This is a genomic window from Streptosporangium sp. G11 (assembly GCF_051192615.1).
Classification (GTDB): domain Bacteria; phylum Actinomycetota; class Actinomycetes; order Streptosporangiales; family Streptosporangiaceae; genus Streptosporangium.
Map to the genome: position 1 here is coordinate 58,242 of NZ_JBPJUQ010000046.1, position 22,054 is coordinate 80,295.

At 70.8% G+C, this 22,054-nt stretch carries 17 protein-coding genes; 9 read left to right on the forward strand and 8 right to left on the reverse strand.

Annotated elements, in window-relative coordinates; genetic code table 11:
* Nucleotides 1-104: 104 nt before the first annotated feature.
* A complete protein-coding gene (locus tag ACSDR0_RS32865; protein ID WP_435292808.1) occupies nucleotides 105-557 on the forward strand; it encodes an Lrp/AsnC family transcriptional regulator in 453 nt (150 codons plus the stop codon).
* Nucleotides 558-716: 159 nt separating this feature from the next.
* On the opposite strand, the gene ACSDR0_RS32870 is transcribed toward ACSDR0_RS32865, so the two are convergent.
* Nucleotides 717-1,898, reverse strand: a complete 1,182-nt coding sequence (locus ACSDR0_RS32870; protein ID WP_435292809.1) for an ice-binding family protein — start codon at nucleotides 1,896-1,898, stop codon at nucleotides 717-719.
* Between the two features lie 631 nt (nucleotides 1,899-2,529).
* On the opposite strand from ACSDR0_RS32870, the gene ACSDR0_RS32875 reads away from it, so the two are divergent.
* Nucleotides 2,530-3,639 (forward strand): glycoside hydrolase family 53 protein, encoded by a 1,110-nt coding sequence (locus ACSDR0_RS32875; protein WP_435292810.1) that lies wholly within the window; start codon nucleotides 2,530-2,532, stop codon nucleotides 3,637-3,639.
* Nucleotides 3,640-3,809: 170 nt separating this feature from the next.
* Here ACSDR0_RS32875 and ACSDR0_RS32880 read toward each other — a convergent pair whose 3' ends face one another.
* From ACSDR0_RS32880 to ACSDR0_RS32895, 4 genes are all read right to left on the reverse strand, one after another.
* Nucleotides 3,810-4,925: a DNA alkylation repair protein gene (locus ACSDR0_RS32880; RefSeq protein WP_435292811.1), complete on the reverse strand. Its 1,116-nt coding sequence runs from the start codon at nucleotides 4,923-4,925 to the stop codon at nucleotides 3,810-3,812.
* A gap of 13 nt (nucleotides 4,926-4,938) precedes the next feature.
* Nucleotides 4,939-5,241 carry a hypothetical protein gene (locus tag ACSDR0_RS32885; protein ID WP_435292812.1) on the reverse strand — a complete coding sequence of 101 codons (303 nt, stop codon included), beginning with the start codon at nucleotides 5,239-5,241 and terminating at the stop codon, nucleotides 4,939-4,941.
* Nucleotides 5,242-5,491: 250 nt separating this feature from the next.
* Entirely contained in the window at nucleotides 5,492-5,656 is a 165-nt protein-coding gene (locus ACSDR0_RS32890) for a hypothetical protein (protein ID WP_435292813.1), read from the reverse strand.
* 46 nt (nucleotides 5,657-5,702) lie between these two features.
* On the reverse strand, nucleotides 5,703-5,969 hold the full coding sequence (locus ACSDR0_RS32895) for a nuclear transport factor 2 family protein (protein WP_435292814.1): 267 nt from the start codon (nucleotides 5,967-5,969) through the stop codon (nucleotides 5,703-5,705).
* A gap of 462 nt (nucleotides 5,970-6,431) precedes the next feature.
* On the opposite strand from ACSDR0_RS32895, the gene ACSDR0_RS32900 reads away from it, so the two are divergent.
* The gene (locus ACSDR0_RS32900) at nucleotides 6,432-6,920 is read left to right on the forward strand and encodes a TetR/AcrR family transcriptional regulator (protein ID WP_435292815.1); all 489 of its coding nucleotides are present in this window, start codon (nucleotides 6,432-6,434) and stop codon (nucleotides 6,918-6,920) included.
* 130 nt (nucleotides 6,921-7,050) lie between these two features.
* On the opposite strand, the gene ACSDR0_RS32905 is transcribed toward ACSDR0_RS32900, so the two are convergent.
* A complete protein-coding gene (locus tag ACSDR0_RS32905) occupies nucleotides 7,051-8,208 on the reverse strand; it encodes a glycosyltransferase 87 family protein (protein WP_435292816.1) in 1,158 nt (385 codons plus the stop codon).
* Nucleotides 8,209-8,954: 746 nt separating this feature from the next.
* Here ACSDR0_RS32905 and ACSDR0_RS32910 point away from each other — a divergent pair.
* The 4 genes from ACSDR0_RS32910 (at nucleotide 8,955) to ACSDR0_RS32925 (ending at nucleotide 13,316) form a co-directional block, all read left to right on the forward strand.
* Nucleotides 8,955-10,526, forward strand: coding sequence for an alpha/beta hydrolase (locus ACSDR0_RS32910; RefSeq protein ID WP_435292817.1), 1,572 nt, complete (start codon nucleotides 8,955-8,957; stop codon nucleotides 10,524-10,526).
* A 152-nt stretch (nucleotides 10,527-10,678) separates the two neighbouring features.
* Nucleotides 10,679-11,506, forward strand: a complete 828-nt coding sequence (gene pyrF / locus ACSDR0_RS32915; protein ID WP_435292818.1) for an orotidine-5'-phosphate decarboxylase — start codon at nucleotides 10,679-10,681, stop codon at nucleotides 11,504-11,506.
* Nucleotides 11,500-12,504 carry a 3-deoxy-7-phosphoheptulonate synthase gene (locus ACSDR0_RS32920; protein WP_435292819.1) on the forward strand — a complete coding sequence of 335 codons (1,005 nt, stop codon included), beginning with the start codon at nucleotides 11,500-11,502 and terminating at the stop codon, nucleotides 12,502-12,504. The genes pyrF and ACSDR0_RS32920 overlap by 7 nt, the downstream gene beginning before the upstream one ends.
* A 44-nt stretch (nucleotides 12,505-12,548) precedes the next feature.
* Nucleotides 12,549-13,316 (forward strand): thioesterase II family protein, encoded by a 768-nt coding sequence (locus tag ACSDR0_RS32925; protein WP_435292820.1) that lies wholly within the window; start codon nucleotides 12,549-12,551, stop codon nucleotides 13,314-13,316.
* Nucleotides 13,317-13,444: 128 nt separating this feature from the next.
* Here the strand turns inward: ACSDR0_RS32925 and ACSDR0_RS32930 are convergent, their stop codons facing one another.
* Together ACSDR0_RS32930 and ACSDR0_RS32935 are read right to left on the reverse strand one after the other, a co-directional pair.
* Nucleotides 13,445-14,602, reverse strand: coding sequence for a winged helix DNA-binding domain-containing protein (locus ACSDR0_RS32930; RefSeq protein WP_435292821.1), 1,158 nt, complete (start codon nucleotides 14,600-14,602; stop codon nucleotides 13,445-13,447).
* 11 nt (nucleotides 14,603-14,613) lie between these two features.
* The gene (locus ACSDR0_RS32935) at nucleotides 14,614-15,825 is read right to left on the reverse strand and encodes a cytochrome P450 (protein ID WP_435292822.1); all 1,212 of its coding nucleotides are present in this window, start codon (nucleotides 15,823-15,825) and stop codon (nucleotides 14,614-14,616) included.
* Between the two features lie 211 nt (nucleotides 15,826-16,036).
* On the opposite strand from ACSDR0_RS32935, the gene ACSDR0_RS32940 reads away from it, so the two are divergent.
* Complete coding sequence (locus tag ACSDR0_RS32940) at nucleotides 16,037-18,583, forward strand: S9 family peptidase (protein WP_435292823.1); 2,547 nt, start codon at nucleotides 16,037-16,039, stop codon at nucleotides 18,581-18,583.
* Nucleotides 18,580-21,981, forward strand: a complete 3,402-nt coding sequence (locus ACSDR0_RS32945; RefSeq protein ID WP_435292824.1) for a non-ribosomal peptide synthetase — start codon at nucleotides 18,580-18,582, stop codon at nucleotides 21,979-21,981. The genes ACSDR0_RS32940 and ACSDR0_RS32945 overlap by 4 nt, the downstream gene beginning before the upstream one ends.
* Nucleotides 21,982-22,054 lie beyond the last annotated feature (73 nt).

The following is a 22,054-nucleotide window of genomic DNA, read 5'->3' on the forward strand; positions in this document are numbered from 1 at the left end:
CCTATTCTCACTACTTCAGGCTATCGATCGATCATCCGCGGCCGGAAGGGACTCACCCCGGCTTCCGGAGTCAAATGCCGTTGATATGCCGGTATCTTGGCCCGATGACCGAGAATCTCGACGCGACCGACTGGTCGATCCTGGTCGAGGTCCAGCGGGACGGCCGCATCCCGATCACCGAGCTGGGGCGGCGGGTGAGCCTCAGCGCCTCCGCCACGACCGAGCGGGTCAGGCGGCTGGAGGCGGCGGGTGTCATCACCGGCTACCACGCGGACGTCGACCTGGAGAAGGCCGGTTTCCCCGTGCTGGCCATCGTGCGCCTGAAGTATCCGGGCAGCCGGCACCAGCCACTGCACCGGCTGCTCGACGAGCGCCTCGAGATCCTGGAGTGCCTGCGGACCACCGGTGACGACTGCTACATGCTGAAGGTGGCCGCGACCTCCATGGGCCACCTCGAAGAGCTCGTCAACGAGCTGGCCCAGCTGGGCAGCACCACCACCAACCTCGTCTACAGCCGGACGCTGCCCTACCGGGGCCCCCGGGAGCCCCGGGTCTGATCGGGAGCTCCCGGGGCCGATCCGCGAACACCTCAGGCGTCACCCCGTTCCCCTCGCGAACATCCCGAGACCCGCGGTCGTGATCGCGAATGGGGCGGTGACGTCACCGCTCAGGGCGAACAGGGCAGGCGGAGTTGTTTCGGCAGTCGCCGCAGCCGGTCAGCCGGCCGTGATCCGGGTACGGGCCCTCCTCTCCCCCGCGGGACCGGCGCGGTCGTCGCGGCGGGCGCCGTCTCGCTCGTCGCTCCTCCTCGGCAGGGCCACTGGCGAGCAGGGACACCCGAGGTTCGTGCACTGAACCAGCACCGGCGAGCTGCTGGGGTCGAGCTGGGCCGTGCCCGCGTAGGTGGCGACGACGCGATACACCCCCGCGGGGAGGCTGGGGACCGTCAGGGTGGCGACACCTCCCGCGTCGAGCGGGGCCGTGCCCAGCGTCACCCCGTCGGTGGCGAAGACGATCCGCCCCGTGGGGACGGTCGCGTCCGAGGACGTCACCGTCGCGGTGAAGGTGATCGGGCCGCCGTCTCCCGCGGGGCACGTGGAGGTCAGCGTGGTCGTGGTCACGGCAGTTCCGCAGAGCTGCGCGAAGGGCAGCGCGACGGTGTTCGTGTCCAGGGTGATCGCGCCGCCGCGGCTCAGCAGGCGGCCGATCACGGTCGTGCCGGTGGTGGCGGTGATCGCGTCCAGCGCGAGGATGTTCCCGGAGAAGGCGGAGCCGGTTCCCAGCGTGGCCGCGCTGCCGACCTGCCAGAAGACGTTGGCCGCCTGGGCTCCGTTGACGAGCGTCACCGTGCTGGCGGACGCGGTGACGAGGGTGGAGGTGGTCTTGAAGATGAAGACGGCGTTCGGGTCGCCCTGCGCGTCGAGGGTCAGGGTGCCGGTGATCTGGAAGGTCCCCGCGGTGGAGTCGTAGACGCCGGGCGTCACGGTGGTCCCGCCGAGTTCCGTCGGGATGGTGTCGTCGACGGCCTGGCCCACGGCGTTGTCGTAGGCGACGGTCAGATCCGTCTGTGCCTGCTGGGCGACGGTGTCGGTCAGGTGAACGGTCCCGCTCACGGTGCCGGGCGGGAATCCGCTCAGCGCCGCGCCCGGCCACAGCCCAAGGTCCCCGGTGACGACGGTGAATCCGGTGTTCGTGACGGCATCCCGGCCCAGGACCTCGAAGTTCGCGGCCGTGCCGAGCGGCACCGGCGTCGCGGTGCTCGTGCTCGCGGTCGCGGCGCTCGCGGCCGACGAGGGCACGGCCACGACCCCCAGCGCGACCACGGCCGCGAGAACCCCCACCAGCCGGGAACGAACGGTATTTCGCGGCACCACACGAAGTCGAACGGACTCCACCATGATGTTTTCCTTTTCTTTAAACATTGCCCCGTAGAGGCACATTTCCAACGATGCACCACTCCTTTCGACCCTACCAATTGACGACGCCGCGTTTGTTATACGACATACATGCAAATCTCATCAACACCGACACGCCCACCACCAGCGAGGACGCTCGTTTTCGCCAGGAATGAAACCTTTGATGCATCCATATCGTCCCGCATTTTTAAATACCCCTTAAATTCGAACATCCCGCATGCTCTACGACGAGAAAAACGCCGTTCGCCGGCGGGGTCGTCCGCCACCCGGCTCGCGGCGGCGAAGTCCCGAAAAAATGAGCCCCCCGTTCTCCGGACACCTGACCCAAGGTCACCCTTGATCACCAGGGAGGCCGCGAGTCCCAGCCTCGCGCCGCCGCGGGTCGCCGCACTTCGCGTGCGATCGACACGCCACCCGGGATACACCCCGGCCACCTCCGCGAAACAAGGGCGAAATCACCCCTTCCCCAGCGCCCGATTCTTTTCTATCCTCATGCGCAAGACGTCTGTGAACGTTCACAGAAGATAGATGCCCCAATCTGTGCCCTAAAGGCGTGTTCACCACGCACGCTCGCTTCTCTCCTATCCGTGAACGTTCACAGAAAGAGCCCAGCATGATCGGACACCGCTTACGCAGACTCCTCCTGGCACTCACCATGGTGCTCGCGGTCGGCTTCCTGAATCCCGCACCCGCCGCGGCCGCCACGCTCACCATGCGCGGCGTCGACATCTCCTCCGTCCAGCGCAGCCTGGACCTGGGCGCCACGTACTACAACGCCTCCGGCACAGCCGCCAACCCCCTGGACATCCTCACCGGCGCCGGGGCCAACTACGTCCGGCTGCGCATCTGGAACAACCCGGCCAGCGGCTACAACAACAAGGCGAAGGTTCTTGCCTACGCCAAAGCGGTCAAGGCCAGGGGCCTCGGCCTGATGATCGACTTCCACTACTCCGACACCTGGGCCGACCCCGGCAAGCAGTACAAGCCCGCGGCCTGGGCGAGCCACGGCATCGGGCAGCTGCAGAGCGACGTCTACAACTACACCTACGACATCTGCACCAGTCTCAAAGCCCAGGGCACCACTCCGGACAGCGTGCAGATCGGCAACGAGATCAACGTCGGCATGCTGTGGAACGACGGCAAGGTCGTCAACAACGACTTCACCAACCTGAGCCTGCTCCTGAAGGCCGGATACAACGCCACCAAGGCCTGCAACGGCGGCACCCAGGTGATCGTCCACACCGCCAACGCCGACAGCCTCGCCCACGCGCGCTGGTTCTACGACGGCATCCGCGCCAAGGGCGTGCCCTGGGACATCACCGCCCTGTCGTACTACTGCATGTGGCACGGCCCCCTGTCCAGCCTCTACAGCGTGGTCAGTGACACGCGGACCCGCTATGGCAAGCCGGTCATCGTGGCGGAGACCGCCTACCCGTTCACCGCCGCCAACGCCGACGGCGAGGCGAACGTCATCGGCGGCTCAACCCCCTGCTCCGGCTACCCCGCCACCTGGGAGGGCCAGGCGACCAACTTCACCCACGTCCAGAACACCGCCCGCAACGCCGGCGCGATCGGCGTCTTCTACTGGGAGCCCACCTGGCACGCCGTCGCGGGCAACGGCTGGGACCCGGCCAACATCAACGGCACCGGCAACCAGTGGGACAACATGGCCGTCTTCAACTGGACCGGCGGCATCAACCCCGGCATCAGGTGGACTCCGTAGCGGGCTTCCCCCGGCCTCGCCAGACGCCCCTGGCGAGGCCGTCCCGGACGCGCACCCGCCGGATCCGTGGATGTTCGATGAACCGCCGGCGGGCGGAGACGCCGTTTCGGTCGTGGTTCCCATCCGGAACACGGGTCTCGGCGGTGTGGTGGAGCGGCACGCTTTCCGCATCACGGTGTGTCCGGGGCGGCCAGTTCGAAGTCGGCCCGGTCGGACTCGACTCCGTTGATCTGCAGGGAGATCGCGTGCCGCCCGGGGTGATAGCGGCGTGTCGTGATCGGGCGGAACGAGTGCTCCCGCGTGACGTGGATCTGTTCGTCCGGTGCGAGGGTGCGGGTGGTGAGTTTGAAGGTCTTGCCGGTCCGGCCGCCGTTGGCCTTGCGGTGGTGCACGATGTAGTCGATCATGAGCCGCGCCGGGGCTTCGCCGGTGTTGCGGATCGAGGCGGTGAAGCGGACACTGCCGCCGATCGGGATGGTGTCCCGGTCCAGACGGGGTCCGTCGACCTCCAGGGCCGCGGGGGCGAAGCCGAGCAGTTCCAGGGCGCCGGGGTGGCCGCGCTTGACGAGCGTGCGCAGCCCGTGCCGTACCAGGCGTTCGGTGGTGGCGCCGGGACGGTCCAGCCAGCGGCGGGCCGCGCCGAGAACGATCTCGGGGTGGTCACGGCTGAGGTCGTTGAGATGGTTGGCGACCGAGCGCCGCACGTACTCGCTCTCGTCCCGGTACAGGGCGTCCAGGATGGGCACGGTCACCCCGGGACGAGCCATGATGTCCGGCACCCGTACCGCCCAGGGAAGGTAGGGGCGGGTGCCTTCGGAGGCGAGCCTGCGGACGTCGGCGTCGGCTGAGCCGGTCCAGCCTCCGACGACGGCGCCGAGGGCCCGGTCGAGATCGTGCCGTAGCAGGGTTCTGATGGCGAATTCCGAGGAGAGGCGCCCGGTGAGGCTCGCGAGGAGGTCCATCGCGTCGTCGAAGGCCGTCGCCCCGCCTTCCTGGACGGCGCGGGTGGCGACAGCGCCGGTGAGCGGCCAGATCAGCCATCCGGTGAGGTGCGGCGCGTTGTCGCGGGCGATGCGCACGGTCCGGGCGAGTGTGGCGTAGTCGCCCGGCAGGTCCGTCAGCAGTGCGTCGCGCAGCAGGTCGGCCCGCTGCCGCAGGGGCAGCGGGCCGATCTGCCGGGACGCCGCGCGGAGTGCCGTGAGGTCGGCGTCCGGAGCGGCCACCTGAATGGCGCGCGTGAGGCTCTGAACGGTGTGGCGGCTGATGAGTTCGTCGGCGAACGGCATGCTGGTCTCTCCGTCACGCGAGGTGGTGGAGCGCGGTGGTGAGCTGCCAGTCCACGCTGTCATGGTCGATCGTGGCGTGGACGGGAGAGCCCGCCATTTCACCGGTGATGCCGGCGGCACCGGCGCGCGCGTGCGGCGGGCTGTCGTAGGCGACGATGTCGATGACGCGTCCGTCGCCGGTCTCGACGATGCGCCGCCACAGGAATCCGGGTTGTCGCTTGAGGTAGGCGTCGATGTCGGCGTTCGCCTCGACGAAGTCACGGGCGGTGCGGCCCGGGGCTGGGCGGAGGGTGGTGATTTCGAGCGTCTCGGTCATGGTGTGTTCCGTTCTCGTGGTGTGGTGCGCGTTCGGCCGACACCGGTCCGTGGTGGTCCGGCGTGCGGCAGGGTGAATGCGGTGGATGCCGGCGAGGTGGGACTCCGGGACTCCGGGACGCCAGGATGGCAGGCGAAGGCGAGGGCGAAGCCGATATGTAACGCTACGAGCCTGCCGGCTGGGACGAACGGCGGGCGGTGGTGACCAGTGGTGACGAGGACCGGCGGCTCGACGCGTCCTGCGGGTGTTTCTAGATGCCGGAGAGGACGGTGGGATCACCTTCGGTCCAGGCGTTGTCGACCGTAACGCGCTGGATGAGCCAAACCTCGCCCTGCCGTACCAGGTCGACGTCGTACCGGTTCGTCATGAGAACGTGGCGCGAGTGGTCGTCTCGGGGCAGGTGCTGGCACGCCATGATCGCTTCCAGGTGCGCCCTGTCGCCGTCGAGGCTTACCCGCGGGTTACTGAGTCGTGTCCAGGTGGCTGAGTGAGTCCGACAGGGCCGCGGCGATGATCTCCCCGCCTTCCACCGGAGGGTACTCGTGGCCGGCTTTTTTCGTGGCAGGCCCGAAATCGGCCACCGCGTCATCCGCGAACGCGGATGCGAGAAGAGCCCTGTCACGCAGGTCAAGGCCGGCGGCGTATCGGTAGAGGGTCTCCACCACGGCGAGCTTGTCCGCGGTTGCCGTAGGAGCCGTAGGAGAGGTGGTGCTGTCGGTTCTCGACATGCTGCTTCCTTACTCGGCGATTCGTTGCGGCACCCACCGTAGGCCGCTAATCGACAGATGTCGAATAGTGGTAGCGTCGAGAGTGAACCCGTCGAAGGAGTGTCATGTCCGGGGTGGATCTCAGTGGTCGAGTGGCGATCGTTGCGGGAGCCGGCAGGGGGTTGGGCCGGGCTCGTGCCGAGCCGTTGGCCGCGCGTCGCGCGAAGGTGGTGGTGAACGACGTTGCCGACGCCGAGGAGGTTGTCGACGCCGTCCTCGCCGATGGCGCGGATCGCGAAGGAGGCCGCCGAAGACCAGGGGTGCGAGGCCAGGTGATCGCTCTCGGAGTAGTGTGCGCCCATGGTGAGTGATCAGCCTTCGGCGATTGGAGCGGACCCGCGCTTCACCCGCTCGCGACGGGCGATCGCGGACGCGCTGGCCGACCTCATGCTGCGGACGCAGTCGTGCCCTTCGGTTTCCGCCTTGGCGGAGGCCGCGGGCATCCACCGCGCCACTTTTTACAACCACTTCGACTCGCTCGAGGAGGCCGCGGTGTATGTGATCGCGGACGATTTCCGCGCCCTTCGGACCCTGGACCTCAGCGATCGGCAGCTGGGCGCGGATCCGACCACTGTGGCACTGGCGACGTTGAACGCCATGCTTGACAGTCTTCGGCAGCGCAGGAGCCTGTTTTTGCTGGCTTCGACCTGGCAGTCGCCAAGCGGGCTGCCGGGTATCGGCGATCTCCTCGTGGACCAGGTCCGCAGTCTGCGGCGCGACTTCGGCGGTGGCGAGCGAGAGTCCGACGCTCACGACTCGATCGAGGACGTCTACACGGCCTCCGGGGTGAACGGCGTCTTCTCAGCCGCCGTCGGGGGGAGTCTTGACGTCGAACCGGAGGAGATCGCCGTCCATCTGTACGCCGTCCTGCCCGACTGGATTCGTCGACCACCGGAGTCGTTGACGACCTGAGCCGTTGACTCGGCCGGTCGTGACGCCGAGCGGTCTCTCGGGACACCTCATGCACTTCAGGTGGTTTCGCGACGACCGGCTGCCAACTCACGCCGAGGCCAGGCCATATGACCCTGACCGTTGAAGGTCTCTAGCCGTCGCCTGACCCGCGCCTTCTCTGCCGCCAATCGCTCCGGCCAAAATAAATCGCAAGCGCCAGCAATGTCAGCAATCCGCTGAGCGGATAACTACCCATCAGCAACGTCAGCCACATTCCGGCGTGGGATGGATATATTAGAAGTGTCGCCAGAGTGATGTATCCAGGCAGCAGAAAGATGAACCACAGGAACCCCACGCCCACCTTCTCAAGCGTAGCGTCCACGCGCTGAGCGCGCTGTGCCCAGAGCACCAGGAGCGGTATGCACCAGACCCAATGGTGCGGCCAGGAAACGGGTGAAACAAGCAGCCCCACGATGGCGCAGGCGGTGATTCCGGCGAGCTCATCCGCCTTCTTCGCGGTCCATGCGGCGACCAAAAGTCCACCCGTGCCGACTACCGCGCACAGGGCGAGCCAGAGAGGCACGGTGGGCCAAGAGCCGGGAATGAGCATGAGCACGCCGCGAAGCGATTGATTGAAAAAATTCGCGCCCTGCTCGGCGACCACCCGCTGCGTGTCGAAAAACGCACCACCCCAGTAATCACGTGAATCGGCAGGCAGCAGCAGGAATCCGAGGATCACTGTGCCGAGAAAACCAAGGCCGGCCATCAGGGTGGCCCGGAAACGACGCGTGACGAGAAGATAGGGGATGAATATCAGCGGGGTGAGTTTGATACCGGCGGCAATACCCGTTCCTATGCCGCGCCACTTTTCTTTGCCGTGCGTCAGGTCTACGACTATCACCAGTAGCAGAATAATACCTATTTGCCCATTCCACAGCGTTAGCGTTACCGGGTACAAGGGAAGTATCGCGACAACGACCAACAACGTGTGAGTTGCCCGGCGGCTACGGTGCTTCACCGCGGTGCGGCCGACGAGAATCCATATCACCGCCTCAAGGGCGAGTATGGAGATCAGCACCCAGAGGGCGACGGCGATCTCCATTCCAACCAAGGCTAGAGGCGTGAACAGCATCGCCGCGAACGGCGAATAGGTGAACTTCATCCAATTTTCACCTACGACCAAGTCGTAGACAGAGGTACGCCGCAGTACCGCCGCTCCGCCTTCCCGGTAAACCTCCATATCGATCCAGCCCTTTGCATAGATCGCGTTGAAGACGAAGGCTGTCAGCGCGCCACCCAACGCGATCAATACTCCGCACGCTATTTGGAAAGAGCCGCCATCTCTCCTGCCCAAACGCATTCGCGGACCGGCTGACACTGAAGAAGGCATGGCGACTCCCGACTTAGCTGCGGTGCACGCTAGCCACGCCGGCTTGTCCAAAGCTTGTCGTGCCTTGCTTGTGCCGACCGTTTGCTGGTCAGGGCTCTGGCGTGATCGGGCAGGAGTCTTTCCTTTCTGGTAGCAGGCGGGAATCACGCGCGTCGATCGTCTGTCAGTGGGTGTGCTCGATGGTGGCCGGCACCATCAAGGCCGGCACCATCAAGGCCGGCACCATCAAGGCCGGCACCATCAAGGCCGGCACCATCAGGGCCCGCATCGGCTGGGCGGCATGACGGGCGTGCATGCGGACCTTGGTGAGGATGCGCCAGGTCTTGAGCGCGGCGAAGCCGTGCTCAACCGGCGCACGTCCGGCGCTGATGAGCTGGTCGACCTGCTTTGCGAGGGCAACGCGACGGCTCGGACGGCTCGGACGGCTCGCGTGCCCCCCTGTCCCCGTGAATCACCTGAGAAATCACTTCCGTTCGCGTTGAAAGCCGCCTGTCAAGCGCCACGAAAGCGGCCTGCAACTCGAAATGCCTACAAAGGTAGATACAAGCGGAAGGATCTTCATTTTCTTACCCGAAGTTCTTTCCTGCCATCCGGTGAACCTCGACTCCACCCGCAGGTGGGGCGGACCGATCAGGACCGATCGGGACCGACCCAAAGGAGAGAACATGAACGGCGAAAAGCCGATGAGAATGGTGAGAAGCGGCGGAGCGCCGCGCCGATGGACAGGGATCGTGGCGGCGCTGGCCGCCGCGGCGGCCATGGCGGGCCTCGGGGCCGGTCCCGCCTCGGCCGACGTACCGAACACCGCGGCGAACACCTCCGGAGCCAGGACCCTCGCCACCGCTCCCGGTCCGGCGTCCGACGCCCGTTTGGAACGTTTCATCAAGAAGGCTCCGAAGTGGAGACGCTGCGGCCTGTTCAGATGCGCGACCTTCACGGTGCCCGTCGACTACGCCGACCCCGACAACGGCAAGACCTTCACCCTCCCCCTGATCAAGGCCCCGGCGAGCAAGCCCGACCAGCGGATCGGGACGCTCGTCGCCGCGGCCGGAGGGCCCGGACAGTCCGGCACCTGGATGGTGCGCACCTTCCACGAGACCTGGCCCGCACAGATCCGCGAGCGCTTCGACGTCGTCAGCTTCGACCCCCGCGGGGTGGGCGGCAGCAAGCCCGCCATCGACTGCAGCCTGCGGGCGGGCGACAAACCCATCGGAAAGCCCCGCGCCGACCTGCCGCTGGTGGGCGAGGTCGCACCGTACTACCGGCTCATCGTCCAGGCGTGCGCGCGCGGCACCGGCAAGGACGTCCTGCCCCACGTCGGCACCGCCAACGTCGTCACCGACCTGGAACTGCTGCGCGCGGCGCTGCGCCAGGACACGATCAGCTTCCTCGGCTACTCCTACGGCACGAACATCGGCCAGCGCTACGCCGACCGCTTCCCGCGCCGCGTCCGCGCCATGGTGCTCGACGGCATCGACACCGCGCACCTGGGCTGGGACACCGACTCCGTCCACAGCGCCAGGGCCCGCACCGCGGCGCTGCACGCCTTCGCCCGCGCGTGCGCCCGCGACCCCCGGATGGCCTGCCCGGCGGGCAGCGCGAAGGGCGTTCTCACCGCCATCGACAAGGTGATCGCGCGGGCGAAGGCCAAGCCCCTGCGCGCGGGCAGGTACGACCTCGACGCCGACACCGTGCGAGCGGTGATCGGCGGCACCCTCATCGACCCCTCCTCCTGGCGGGGGCTGTCCACCGCGCTGGGGGCGGCGGCCGACGGGGACGGAACCCCGCTCGCGGACCTTCGGGTCCAGCTCAGCACCCCCTCGGTGTCCCTGCCCGTCGACGAGGTGACGAGCGTGGTCAACTGCCTCGACCGGCCCCACTCCAGGAACCTGAGGGACTACGAACGGCTCGCCGGGCAGATCCGCCGCATCGACCGCCTCTCCGACGGCACCAACCTGACCTGCGCCTTCCTGCCCTCACCCGCGGTCGCGCCCACCCCGGCCCGCGCCAGGGGCGCCGGGCCCATCGTCCTGATCAGCCACACCCGGGACGCGCGCACACCGTACCGCTGGGCCAGGGAGGTCGCCGGGAACATGCCCTCCGCCGTGCTGCTGACCTACGACGCCGACGGGCACACCGTTTACGCCACCGGCCTCTCCTCCTGCGTCGACGACACCGTCACCCGCTATCTCGTCGACCTGACCCCGCCCAGGAACGGCGCACGCTGCACCCGGTGAGACGTAACCGACGGGCAGGGGGATCCTCCGGCCGGTCGCCTTTACAACGTAGATCAACAAAATGGCGGCACGGGGCGGAGATTTTAGCCGAAGGAGTCCCGCCGGGGAGCGCCCGCGATGCGCTCCCCGGCGCGAGTGTGTGCAATGGGTCCATGGCTGCCGTACCGATATGGACCGAACTGCTCAAGGCCCGATCCGCCCTCTGCCTGGGGATCGCCCCCTCCCCCAAGTGGCTGGAGGCGTGGAGGATGGGCGACGACGTGGACGGGGCCCGGCGGATGTGCGCGGCGGTGCTGGAGGCCGCGGGCGAGCGGGTGTCCGTCTACCGGATCCAGGTGCCGTTCTTCGCCCGCTTCGGCGCCGCGGGCACGGCCCTGCTGCGCGAGGTCGTCGACGGCGTGCACGAGCGGGGCTCGCTGGCCGCGCTGGACGCGAAGGTGTGCGACGCCGACGACACGATGGACTCCTACGCCGACCTCTACCTGGGCCACGGCAGCGTGCTGGGCGGAGACGCGGTGACGGCGAACCCGTTCATGGGCTTCGCCGCCCTCGACCCGCTGCTGCACCGGGCCCGTGACAGCGGGACGCTGGTCATGGTGCTCGTACGCACCTCCAACCACGCGGCCGGCGGGGTGCAGGGCGCCGTGACCGGATCGCGCACCGTCGCGCAGCGCACCGCCGACGAGGTGCGGGAATGGAACGACGAGCACGGCGTGGCGGCCGCGGCCGTGGTCGGGGCCACCCGCGAGGAGGCCCTCGACCTGGTGGCCCGCATGCCGTCGGCGGTCGTGGAGCTGCCGGGCCTCGGCCGGGCCGGGCGCGACACCCGCGACCTCGTCGCCGTCGCCGCCGAGGCCCCGGGACGGGCCGTCCTGCCGGTCACGACCGGGGTGCTGCGGCACGGGCCCGACGTCGCCGCGCTGGGCGAGAGCATCGCGGCCTGGCGGGAGGAGATCGGCGCGGGGGTCCCGGCGTGCTGATCGAGCTCCGGCCCGGCACCCCCGCCGAGGTCGCCGAGGAGGTGGCCGCGCTGGCCGGGGCGCACGAGGACGTCACCGCCTGGCCGATCAGCCTGTCCGGAAGGGTCTTCGTCGTGGTGAGCGGCGACGAGTCCCTCGCCCGCGTACCCGCCTCGCCCGCCGTACTGGCCCGCCGCCCGACCCCCGACGGCCACTGGCTGGTACGGCGCGACAGCGGCGTGGCACCGCGCGAGGTGACGATCGGCGAGGCGGTCGGGGGGCCTCGGCTGTGGTGGGCGGCGGGGCCGTGCGCGCTGGAGTCGGTCGAGGACGCGGTCGAGACGGCCCTGGCGGTCAGGGCGCAGGGGGCGCACGCCCTGCGGGCCGGGCTGTCCAAGACGCGCAGTAGCCCCTATCACTTCCCCGGCAAGGGAGTGCGGGGCCTGGAGGCGCTCGCGGAGGTCCGGCGGGCGGCGGCCATCCCCGTGATCACCGAGGTGTGCGACCCGCGCGAGGTGGAGGCGGTCGCCGAGGTGGCCGACTGCCTGCAGGTGGACGGGCGGCAGCTGGACAACCGCCCTCTCCTCGCCGAGCTGGGCGCCCAACCCAGGCCCGTACTGCTGATGCGGGGCTCCCGGGCGAGCCTGGACGACTGGCTGCGGGCGGCGGAGTTCGTCCTCACCCGGGGCAACGCCGCCGTGGTGCTCTGCGCGGGCGCCTCCGGGACGCCGCCGCAGCCCGGGTTCGGGGCGATCGCCGCGCTGCGCGCCCGTACCGACCTGCCGGTGGTCTTCGACCCCAGCCACAGCACCGGCTCGGCCTCGCTGGTGGCTCCGGCCTCGCTGGCCGCCGCGGCGCACGGCGCGGACGGGCTGCTCATCGAGTCGTGCCTGAAGCCCGAGAGGATGTACCGGCCGGGCGACGCGGCACACATGTTCCCCACCCAGTCCCTGGCGGACCTGGTCGCCGCCTGCGAGCGTGCCCGGGACTCCGCACGATCCCTGGCGGTTCCGCGATGACTGTTTCCACGACCTCTGCCACCTCCGCGCGTTCCGTGGCCCCCATGACCTCCGCGACCTCTGTGACCCATCCCGCGAGCTGGCTGGTGCCGCTGCACCGGCCGGAACGGCCCCGCGCGCGGCTGGTCTGCGTGCCCAACGCGGGAGGCGGCGCCACGACGTTCCGCGGCTGGGCCGACCTGCTCCCCGGCGACGTGGAGCTGTGGGCGGTGCGCTCGCCGGGCAGGGAGACCCGCATCTCGGAGAAGCCGCCGCACAAGCTGTCGATGATCGTCGATCCGGTGATCGACGGGTTGTCGCGCCTGGACCCGCTGCCGTTCGCGCTGTTCGGGCACAGCATGGGCGCCCTGGTGTCGTTCACGGTGACGCGGCGGCTGCGCTCGCGCGGGCTGCCGGGTCCGGGACGGCTGTTCGTGTCGGGCTGGAACGCCCCCCAGGCCCGCGACGGCATGCCGCGACTCGGGCAGCTCGGTGACGAGGACCTGATGCGGGTGCTGCACCGCCTGGACGGCATCCCCCCGGAGGTGATCGGCAACACGGAGCTGATGAGCCTCATCATGCCGGTGCTGCGGGCGGACCTGAACGCGGCGGAGTCGTACGTCCACGAGGACGAGCCGCCGCTGGCCTGTCCGATCTCGGTGTTCGGCGGGAACGGGGACCCGACCACGACGGCGGCCGGGCTGAGCGCGTGGAGCGCGCAGACGCGGTCGGCGTTCCGGCTGCGGCTGCTGCCGGGCGGGCACTTCTTCATCCACACCCAGCGCCGGGCGGTGCTGCGCGCGATACGGGGAGACCTCGGCACCTGCCGGTAAGTCGCCGGGGAGGCCCGGCGAGGGAGGCCGGAGCCGGACTCCCTCGCGCCCGCGTGCCCACCGGTCAGCGGGTGGCCCGGGAGGAACCCAGCTGAGCCTGCCCATGGACAGGGCGGCCCGGGAGGAACTCAGCGCTTCCTGCCGGTGAGCTTGCCCATGGACAGGGTGGCCTCGGCGCCGTAGAAGCGGCCGACGCGCTCGACCTCCCGCTCCAGCTCCTTGCTCTGGCCGGAGTCGAGCTTGACGAACGACTCCAGCTTGATCTCGACCTTGCCGCCCTTCTCCCTGCGCTCCCACATCCCGGAGACGACCCCGTCGACCAGCATGATCTGGTGGGCGACCGCGCCCTCGTACCTGCCCCTGCCGTGCTCGAAGACGCGCCCGGCGGTGTCCTTGGGCACGACGACCTCCTTGGGACCGCTGCCGAGGACGTACGCCTCGTACTGCGGCAGCAGCCGCAGGCAGCTCGGGTCGGACGGCCAGCGGCCCTCGTCGGCGGCCAGGACGAACGCCTTGCGCCCCTCGACCTCGACCTGGGCGACCTCGTCGCCGAGCGACTCCAGCGCCTCGCGCGCCTCGGGCGGCCTGAGCGCGAACCAGCGGGCCAGGTCCTGGTGGGTGGCGGGGCCGTACGCGCGCAGGTAGCGGCGCACGATCTCCATCGCCGACTCCTCGGGATCGGGCTGGTCCTTGACCTCGGTCTTCAGCCCCGCCCACCGGTCAGGTCTGACGTAGGTGACCTTGGCGCCCCGTACGGGCCCGAAGCAGAGCACGCCGAGATAGGCGACGGGACGCAGCAGCTCGCCCCAGTTGGAGGCGAGCTTGTCCTTGGCCCACGCGCCGACGCGCCCCGAGACCTCCTTGGCCAGTTCCTCGCGGGTCAGGCACTCGCCGTCCAGCGCCTCGCGGACCGCGTCGACGAAGGCCTCGCCCTGCTTGGCGGTCAGCCCGTGGTGGGCGTGCCAGCTGTCCTTGGCGCGCCAGTAGGGCTTCCAGCGCATGGCCGCCATCCACAGGGCCAGCTCGTCGGCGGCGTGCACGTGCAGGGTGCCGCGCAGGCTGTACGTCTTGACGAGACGTTTCTTGTCGTACAGCTCCGCGCGAACCTGCTCCTGCGTGGCGCCCTTCACCCGTGACCCGATGGCCAGCTCGGCCGCGGCGGCGACCTGCGACTGCACCCCGCACACGTCGCGGACGGGTTTGCGCAGGTCGCCGGAGACGGGTTTCACGAGGTGGTGGCGGGCCAGCCGCCGCGCGTGGACCTGATCCCAGGTGAGTGAGTTCATGGTCCCCGCTTCTACCCCATGGGATGGAGCCGAACCTGGACGTGCTTGACGCCGTTGATGACGGGAGAGCGCAGATAGTCGGGCGGCCCGAGCAGCTCCGCCCCCGACACCGAGTTGGCGAGCTCGTCCAGGAAGACGGTGAGCTCCAGCTCGGCGAGGGCGGCGCCCAGGCAGAAGTGCGGGCCGGAGCCGAACGCGACGTGCCCGCTGCGGGAGCTGCGCGGGCGCCCGACGTCGAACACGTCCGGGGAGTCGAACACGCGCTCGTCGCGGTTGGCGGAGGTGTGCCAGATGACGACGTCCTGGCCCGGGTGGATGGTCTTGCCGTGCAGCTCGGTCTCGCGGGCGGCGCGGCGCAGCACGTGGCGGCTGGGCGAGGTCCAGCGCAGCAGCTCGCCCACCGCGTTGGGCACCAGCTCGGGCTCCTTGCGCAGCCGGTCCCACTGGTCGGGGTGCTCCATGAAGGCCAGCAGCCCGCCGACGGCGGCGTGCCGGGTGGTCTCGTTGCCGCCGAGCATCAGCACGTCGAAGAAGAGCAGGCACTCCTCCTCGCTCAGCACCCCCGCGTCCTGGGAGCGGGCGAGGAGGCTGACGATGTCGTCGCCGGGCGACGCGCGGCGCTTCTCCACCAGGCCCTGGCAGTACAGCAGGAGCTGGCCGTGCGCCTGGGCGGCGTTGGCGCGCACGTCGGAGGTCATCTGGTACTCGCTGTCGTGCGAGCCGAACGCCGTGGAGGTGAGCCTGAGCATCAGGTCCCAGTCCTGGCGCGGCACGTCCAGCAGCGCGGAGATGCCCGCGACGGGCAGGGCCGCCACGACGGTCGCGAAGTCGCACTCCCCCTGCTCCAGCGCGTCGGCGAACACATCCTTGACGACCGAGCGCAGGTACGGCTCCAGGGCGGCGATCGCCCGGGGGGTGAAGCACTTGTTGACCAGCTTGCGCAGCTCGGTGTGGCGGGGCGGGTCCGTCGTGTTGATCATCTTTCCGGATCCCTGGTCGCCGGTGTTGCGGTGCGGGCCGAGGGTGTTGGTCTGGTTGGAACTGAAGGTCTGGGGGTCCTTCTGGACGTTCACGCAGTCCTCGTACCGGGTGACCGACCAGAAGCCGGGCTCCTTGCCGTCGGGGTTCCAGTAGAGCGGGTCGTTGTCTCGCAGGTGGCGGAAGACCTCGTGGGGTCTGTCGCCGACGTGCAGATCGGCATCGGCCAGATCGACAGCAGTCATTTAGGAACTTCCCATTCCTCGGAGAATTTTCCGGCAGAAGTCATCTCGCCGGCGGGATGGCTCGATTACCGGCGGGCCCGATTACCTGCGGGACGGACCTGAATAACCCGCGTGCCGTCCCGATTAAGGCGAGGGCGGGATTATAGGCCGCCCGCCGGAGGCCCGTCCGAGCGTTTTTCCGCGTTTCCGGCGACATGGTTATCGTCCTCCCATGGTGCTACGTGTCAAGCTCGTCCTGTCGTTGCTCACGGCCGCCGCCCTGGTGGGAGGCGCCTCGCCACCGGCTTCCCCGTCAGCGGAACGACCCGCCGCAGCGGGGGCCGCGCGACCGTTCACGATGCAGGACTTCATGACCACGAAGAAACTCGGTCAGGTCGCCCCGTCCCCCGACGGTAAATCGGTGGCGGCGGTCGTGAAACGCGGGCCGAGCGAGTCGAGCCGATATGGCGCATCATTTGTCGACGGAAACGAGCGCGCGGACATCTGGGTGGCGGACGGCCAGGGCCCGGCGCGCGACGTGACGCACGGCGCGAAGGACGGCACCGGTCACTACAACCCGGTGTGGTCGCCCGACGGGCGCATGCTGGCCTTCGCCTCCACCCGGGGCGGCGACGACGTCTTCCTGCACGTGTGGGACCGCGAGACGGGCAAGACCCGCAAGCTGACCCCGCGCGGGGTGCAGACGATGACGAACGCCTCGGGCTACCTGATCCAGTGGCTGGACGCGCGGCGGGTGATCGCCCCGATGGTGAACCCCGGCCGCTGGGCGCTGGAGTACGGGCAGTGGCTGGAGGCCCAGCGCGCCGCCCCGAAGCAGTGGGCCAAGGTCGAGCGGGGCAAGGAGACCACCGCCTCCGTGCTCGACGGCTCCGCCACCCAGGGCCAGGACGAGCTGGACGAGGAGATCGCCGTCGTCGACGCCGTCACCGGAAAGATCACCTCGGCGGGCCCGGCCCGCACCTACACGGCGGGCAACCTGGTGGCCGACCCGACCGGGCGGCTCATCGCCCGCGTGGACGACCTCGGCCCCACCCCGGCGCGCGCCGGGCAGCTCAAGCGCATCATGGAGCGGCGCACCCAGCTGGCGATCGCCTCCGCCTCCGGCGCGGGGCCGCGCGTGGTCGGCGACGTGCCGAGCCCCTCGGTCACCGTGCAGCCCCGCTGGGCGGCCGACGGCTCCCGGCTGCTGATCGTCGGCAAGGCCACCCCCGAGACGCCCGACCCGTTCACCGCCTACCTCGTACCCGCCGCCGGGGGAAAGGCCGCGCCGCTGGCCGCCGACCGGCTGGTGGCCACGGGCCTGCTGTGGGGCGCGGGAACCCCGCTGGTACGCGGGGTAAATATCAAAGACGCCGCCGATCCAATGGCTCGCCAGGACTGGTGGGCCTTTAACCCCGCCGACCCGGCCGCCGCGCCGCGCGACCTGACCTCGCGGTTCAAGGTCCCGCCGCTGGAGCTGGTACCGGTGCCCGGCGGCGTGCTGGGCGTGGCCGACGGGCGCGCGTGGCTGATCGACCCGCGCACCGGGCAGGCGCGTGACCTGAACGCCACCGCCGCCGCCCCGCTCGCGGAGCTGGCGTGGCCGCTGGACGACGGCGTCAGGCGCAACGGTGTGCGGCCCACCGACCGGGGCGGCGCCGAACCGGCCAACCCCCGCCTCGACCGCGACTTCCCCCTGGTGCTGGCGCGTGACGCCAAGGGCGGCCTGTACGAGCTGGCGCCCGGCGCCTCGCCCTCGCTGACCCCGCTCCCCCTGCCCCACCCCGACGCGGGCATCGCCGGATACTCCCCCGCGAACCGCACCGCGGTCTTCGGGGCGGGCGGCGACCAGGGCACCGCGCTGTGGACCTCCCACGCCGGGCGCCACACCCAGCGGCTCTCGCTGAACGGCCACCTCGCCCAGGTGACGCCCCCGAAGCGCGAGCTCGTCACCTACAAGGGAGCGAACGGGGAGAAGCTGACCGGCGCGCTGCTGCTGCCTCCGGGCCACCGCGACGGGCAGCGCCACCCGCTCGTGGTCAACGTGTACGGCACCCGGATCGTCTCCACCCTGGAGGACGTGCCGGAGTTCCAGGTGAACAACCCGAGCTACCTGACCCTGCAGTTCCTCGCGGCCCGCGGCTACGCCGTGCTCGTCCCGTCGATCCCCCGCCCCGAGGGCAAGGCCGCGGCCGAGCCGATGACCTGGCCCACCAAGCCGATCATGAACGCGGTGGACGCCGCGATCGACGAGGGCGTGGCCGACCCGAAGCGGCTGGCGGTGCTGGGTCACTCCTTCGGCTCCTACAACGTGCACAGCCTCGTGACGCAGACCGACCGGTTCAAGGCCGCGATCGCGATCTCCGGCTTCTCCGACGTGATCAGCAGCTACGGCGTGTTCGACTCCCGCTTCCGCTACTCGCCGCGCGCGCAGGAGTGGTTCGCGCCCGCCTACATCGAGGACCCCGCGTTCGAGTTCGGGCTGGGCAAGCCGCCGTGGGAGGACCCGCAGAGGTACGTGCGCAACAGCCCGCTCCTGCACGCGGGCAAGATCAAGACGCCGGTGCTCATGCTGCACGGCGAGCGTGACTACCTGACCCACACCGGCTCCGAGGAGATGTACACGGCGCTGGCCAGGCAGGCCAAGAAGGTGCGGCTGGTCAGCTACTGGGGCGAGGCGCACATGCCGTACTCGATGATCTCCCCCGCGAACTTCCAGAGCATGATCGAGCAGGAGCTGGAGTGGCTCCGCCTGAACCTGCCCGGAGGCAACCAGTGAGACTTTTCTCGCCCGCCCAGGAACGGGCCTGGCTGGAACACCGGATCCGCGGCGACGCCGTACCCGACGGGGTCTCCCTGCGGCTGCGGCTGACCGGCCCCCTCGACGAGAAGGCGCTGGGCTCGGCGCTCGGCGACCTGGCCGCACGGCACGAGGTGCTGCGCTGGGCCCTGCCCACCCGCGGCGACGGCCCCCGCCCGGTGGTGGCGGCCGGGGCGCTGCCCGCGCCGCAGGCGGTGCCGGTCGAGCCGGAGAAGCTCGGCGCGGCGCTGGCCGAGGTGGAGGCCCGGCCGTTCGACCCGGTGACGGGGCCGCTGGCGCGCGTCTCCCTGCTGGCGCTCGGCTCCCGGGAGCACGTGCTGGTGCTGCGCATGCACCCGTGCGTCGCGGACGAGGGGTCGGTCGCCGTGCTGGCCGCCGACCTGGCCGAGCTGTACCGGGCCCGGGTCGAGAACGGCTCCCCGCGCCTGCCCGGCACGCCCCGCATACCCGCCGAGGACGACTTCCCCCGCCCGCCCGCCACGGCCCCGGGCGCCCCCGCGTCACCCACCGGCAACCGGAACGCGCCACCCGCCGGCAGGCGGGACGCGATGTCCGCCACCTCCGTACCGGCCGTGGGGGGCGGCGCGGAGGTGGCGGGCGACAGGCGGGAGTTCTGGCGCGAGGCGCTGCGGGACGTGCCGCCGCTGGAACCGGCCACCGACCGCCCCCGCCCCGGGCGCCGCTCCGGCGCGGGCGGGGCGCACCGCTTCGAGGTGGCCGTACCGCCCGAGCTGGGCGCCCCCTCCCTCGCGGTGCTCGCGGCGTTCGCCGTCCTGCTGTCGCGCTGCTCGGGGCAGGAGCGCTTCACGATCGGCGCGCACGCCCCCGGCCGCGTCTCGGGGCTGCTCGGCGGGGAGCCGAACGAGTTCGCCGGGACGGCCGGGCCGCTGGACGATCTCGTCCCCCTGCCCGTCGACCTGTCCGGCGACCCGGACCTCGCCACGTTCTCCGCCCGCCTGGGGCGGGCCGCGGGCGACGCCTGGCGGCACCGGCTGCCGCTGCAGGACCTGGCCTCCGCCGTCGCCCCGCCCCGCGACCCCAGCCGGGGCGCGCTGTTCGACGTGGCGTACGGCGTCGTACCCCGTCCCACCGCGCACGAGGCGGCGGGGCTGCGTCTCGAACCGCTCGGCGACGAGGAACCCGTCGCCCCGCGCACGGCCTGCGACCTGGACCTGCGCCTCACCACCGGAGCACCGGCCGGGAGCGAGACCGGAACCGGGAGCGGGGAAGGCGACGGGGGCGGCGGCCGGTTCCAGGCGACCCTGACGTACGCCACCGACGTCTTCGACCACGCCACGATCGAGCTGATGGCCGCCCGCCTGACCCGGCTGCTCGGCGAGATGGCCCGCTCCCCCGCGCGGCCGGTGCTCGATCTGCCGCTCGACGACCGCTCGGGCCCGATCGCGGGCCCGCCCGCCGCCGTGGACCCGGGCTCCCCGGGGTCCACCCTGGCCGCGCTGATCGCCGACCAGGCCGGGCGCACCCCCGACGCGACGGCCGTGGACGGGGACGACGGGCGGCTCACCTATCGCGAACTGGACGAGCGCGCCCGGGAGCTGGCCGGCTGGCTGGCCGCCGAGGGCGTGGGCCCCGGCACCGTGGCCGCGATCTGCCTGCCGCGCTCGGCCCGCCTGGTCACGGTCGTGGCCGGGGTGCTGTACGCGGGCGGCGCGTTCCTGGCGCTCGACCCGTCGCAACCGGCCCCCCGGCTGGAGTACCTGCTGTCCGACGCGGCGGCGGCCGTCCTGGTGAGCACCGGGGAGATCCTCGGCGGCCTGCCGGAGGGCGGTGGGCGCCGCCTCGACCTCGACCGGCGCGACCCCGCCAGGACCGCCGCGCCCACCCCCGCCGGGCCGCGCGACCTCGCGTACATGATCTACACCTCGGGCTCGACCGGCCTGCCCAAGGGGGTGCTGCTGGAGCACTCCGGCGCGTGCAACCTGGTCATGGCCCTCGCCCCCGAGCTGGGTATCGGCCCAGGGGTGCGGCTGCTGCAGTTCGCGCCGCCGACCTTCGACGCCTGGGTGTGGGAGGTGTTCACCACGCTGGTCTCCGGCGGCACCCTGTGCGTGCCGGAGGCGGGGAACATCCTCGTCGGCCGGGCGCTGAGCAGGTGCCTGTCGGAGCGCGAGGTGAACGCCGTGCTGCTGCCTCCCTCGGTGATCGCGACGCTGCCCGGGGACGACCGGCTCCCCGGCCTGCGGGTGCTGGTGACCGGCGGCGAGGCGTGCACCCCCGAGCTGGTCGAGCGCTGGGGCACCGGCCGGCGCATGGTCAACGCCTACGGGCCGACCGAGGCGACCGTCATCGCGACCCTGGCCGACTGCTCGCCCGGCGAGGGCGTACCGCCGATCGGGCTGCCCATGGCGGGGGCGTACGCGCTGGTGCTGGACGCCGCCGGACGCGTCGCGCCGTACGGGGTTCCCGGTGAGCTGCACGTCGGCGGCGCGGGCGTGGCACGCGGCTACCACCGGCGGCCCGCGCTGACCGCCGAGCGGTTCGTCCCCCTCGCCGGACCACCGCCCACCGCGCCGGACGTGCCGCCACCGTCGGCACTGAACGAACCTCCGTCCTCGGCATCGAACGGACCTCCGCTCTTGGGATCGGACGGACCCTCGCCCTCGACGTCGGCCGGAACCCCGCCTCCGATGTCCGGCGGACGGCTCTACCGGACCGGCGACCTGGTGCGGCAGCGCCCCGACGGCCGCCTCGACTTCATCGGCCGGGTGGACCACCAGGTCAAGCATCGCGGCTACCGGATCGAGCTGGGCGAGATCGAGCAGACGCTGCGGGCCTGTCCCGGCGTGGACGACGCGGCGGTGGCGCTGGAGGACGAGCAGCTCGTGGCCTACGTGGCCGCCTCCACCCCGGAATCCGCCCCCGCATCCCCCTCGCGATCCGCCTCCGTTTCGGCGACCTCCACCTCTGCCGCCGGCCCCGCCACCTCCCCCGCCGCCTCTCCGGTGACGGCGAAGGACGCCAGGACGTGGACGGCCGGGCGGCTGCCCGGCTACATGGTGCCGGGGACCGTGCACGTGCTGGACGAGCTGCCGCTGACCACCGCGGGAAAGATAGACCGCCGCCGGTTGGCCTCCTCGGCCGCCCGCGCCGGGAGCCGGGCGAACGAGCCGCGCGACCGGCTGGAGCTGGAGGTGCTGGAGGCCTTCCGGCGGGTGCTGGACGAGCCGCGAATCGGCCCGCACGACGCCTTCTTCGAGTCGGGCGGCGACTCCCGGCTCGCGGTGACGCTGCTCGGCCGCCTGCGCGGTGGCCTGCGCAGACCGGTGGCGGCCCGCCTGCTCTGGGAACGCCCCACGGCCGCGGGCCTGGCCTCGGCACTGCGCGAACTCGGGTAGACCGGCGCGCGAACGCGGTCCCTCCCCGCCACCGGACACCAGCCGGGGAACATCGGTGGTGCGGCGCGCAGGA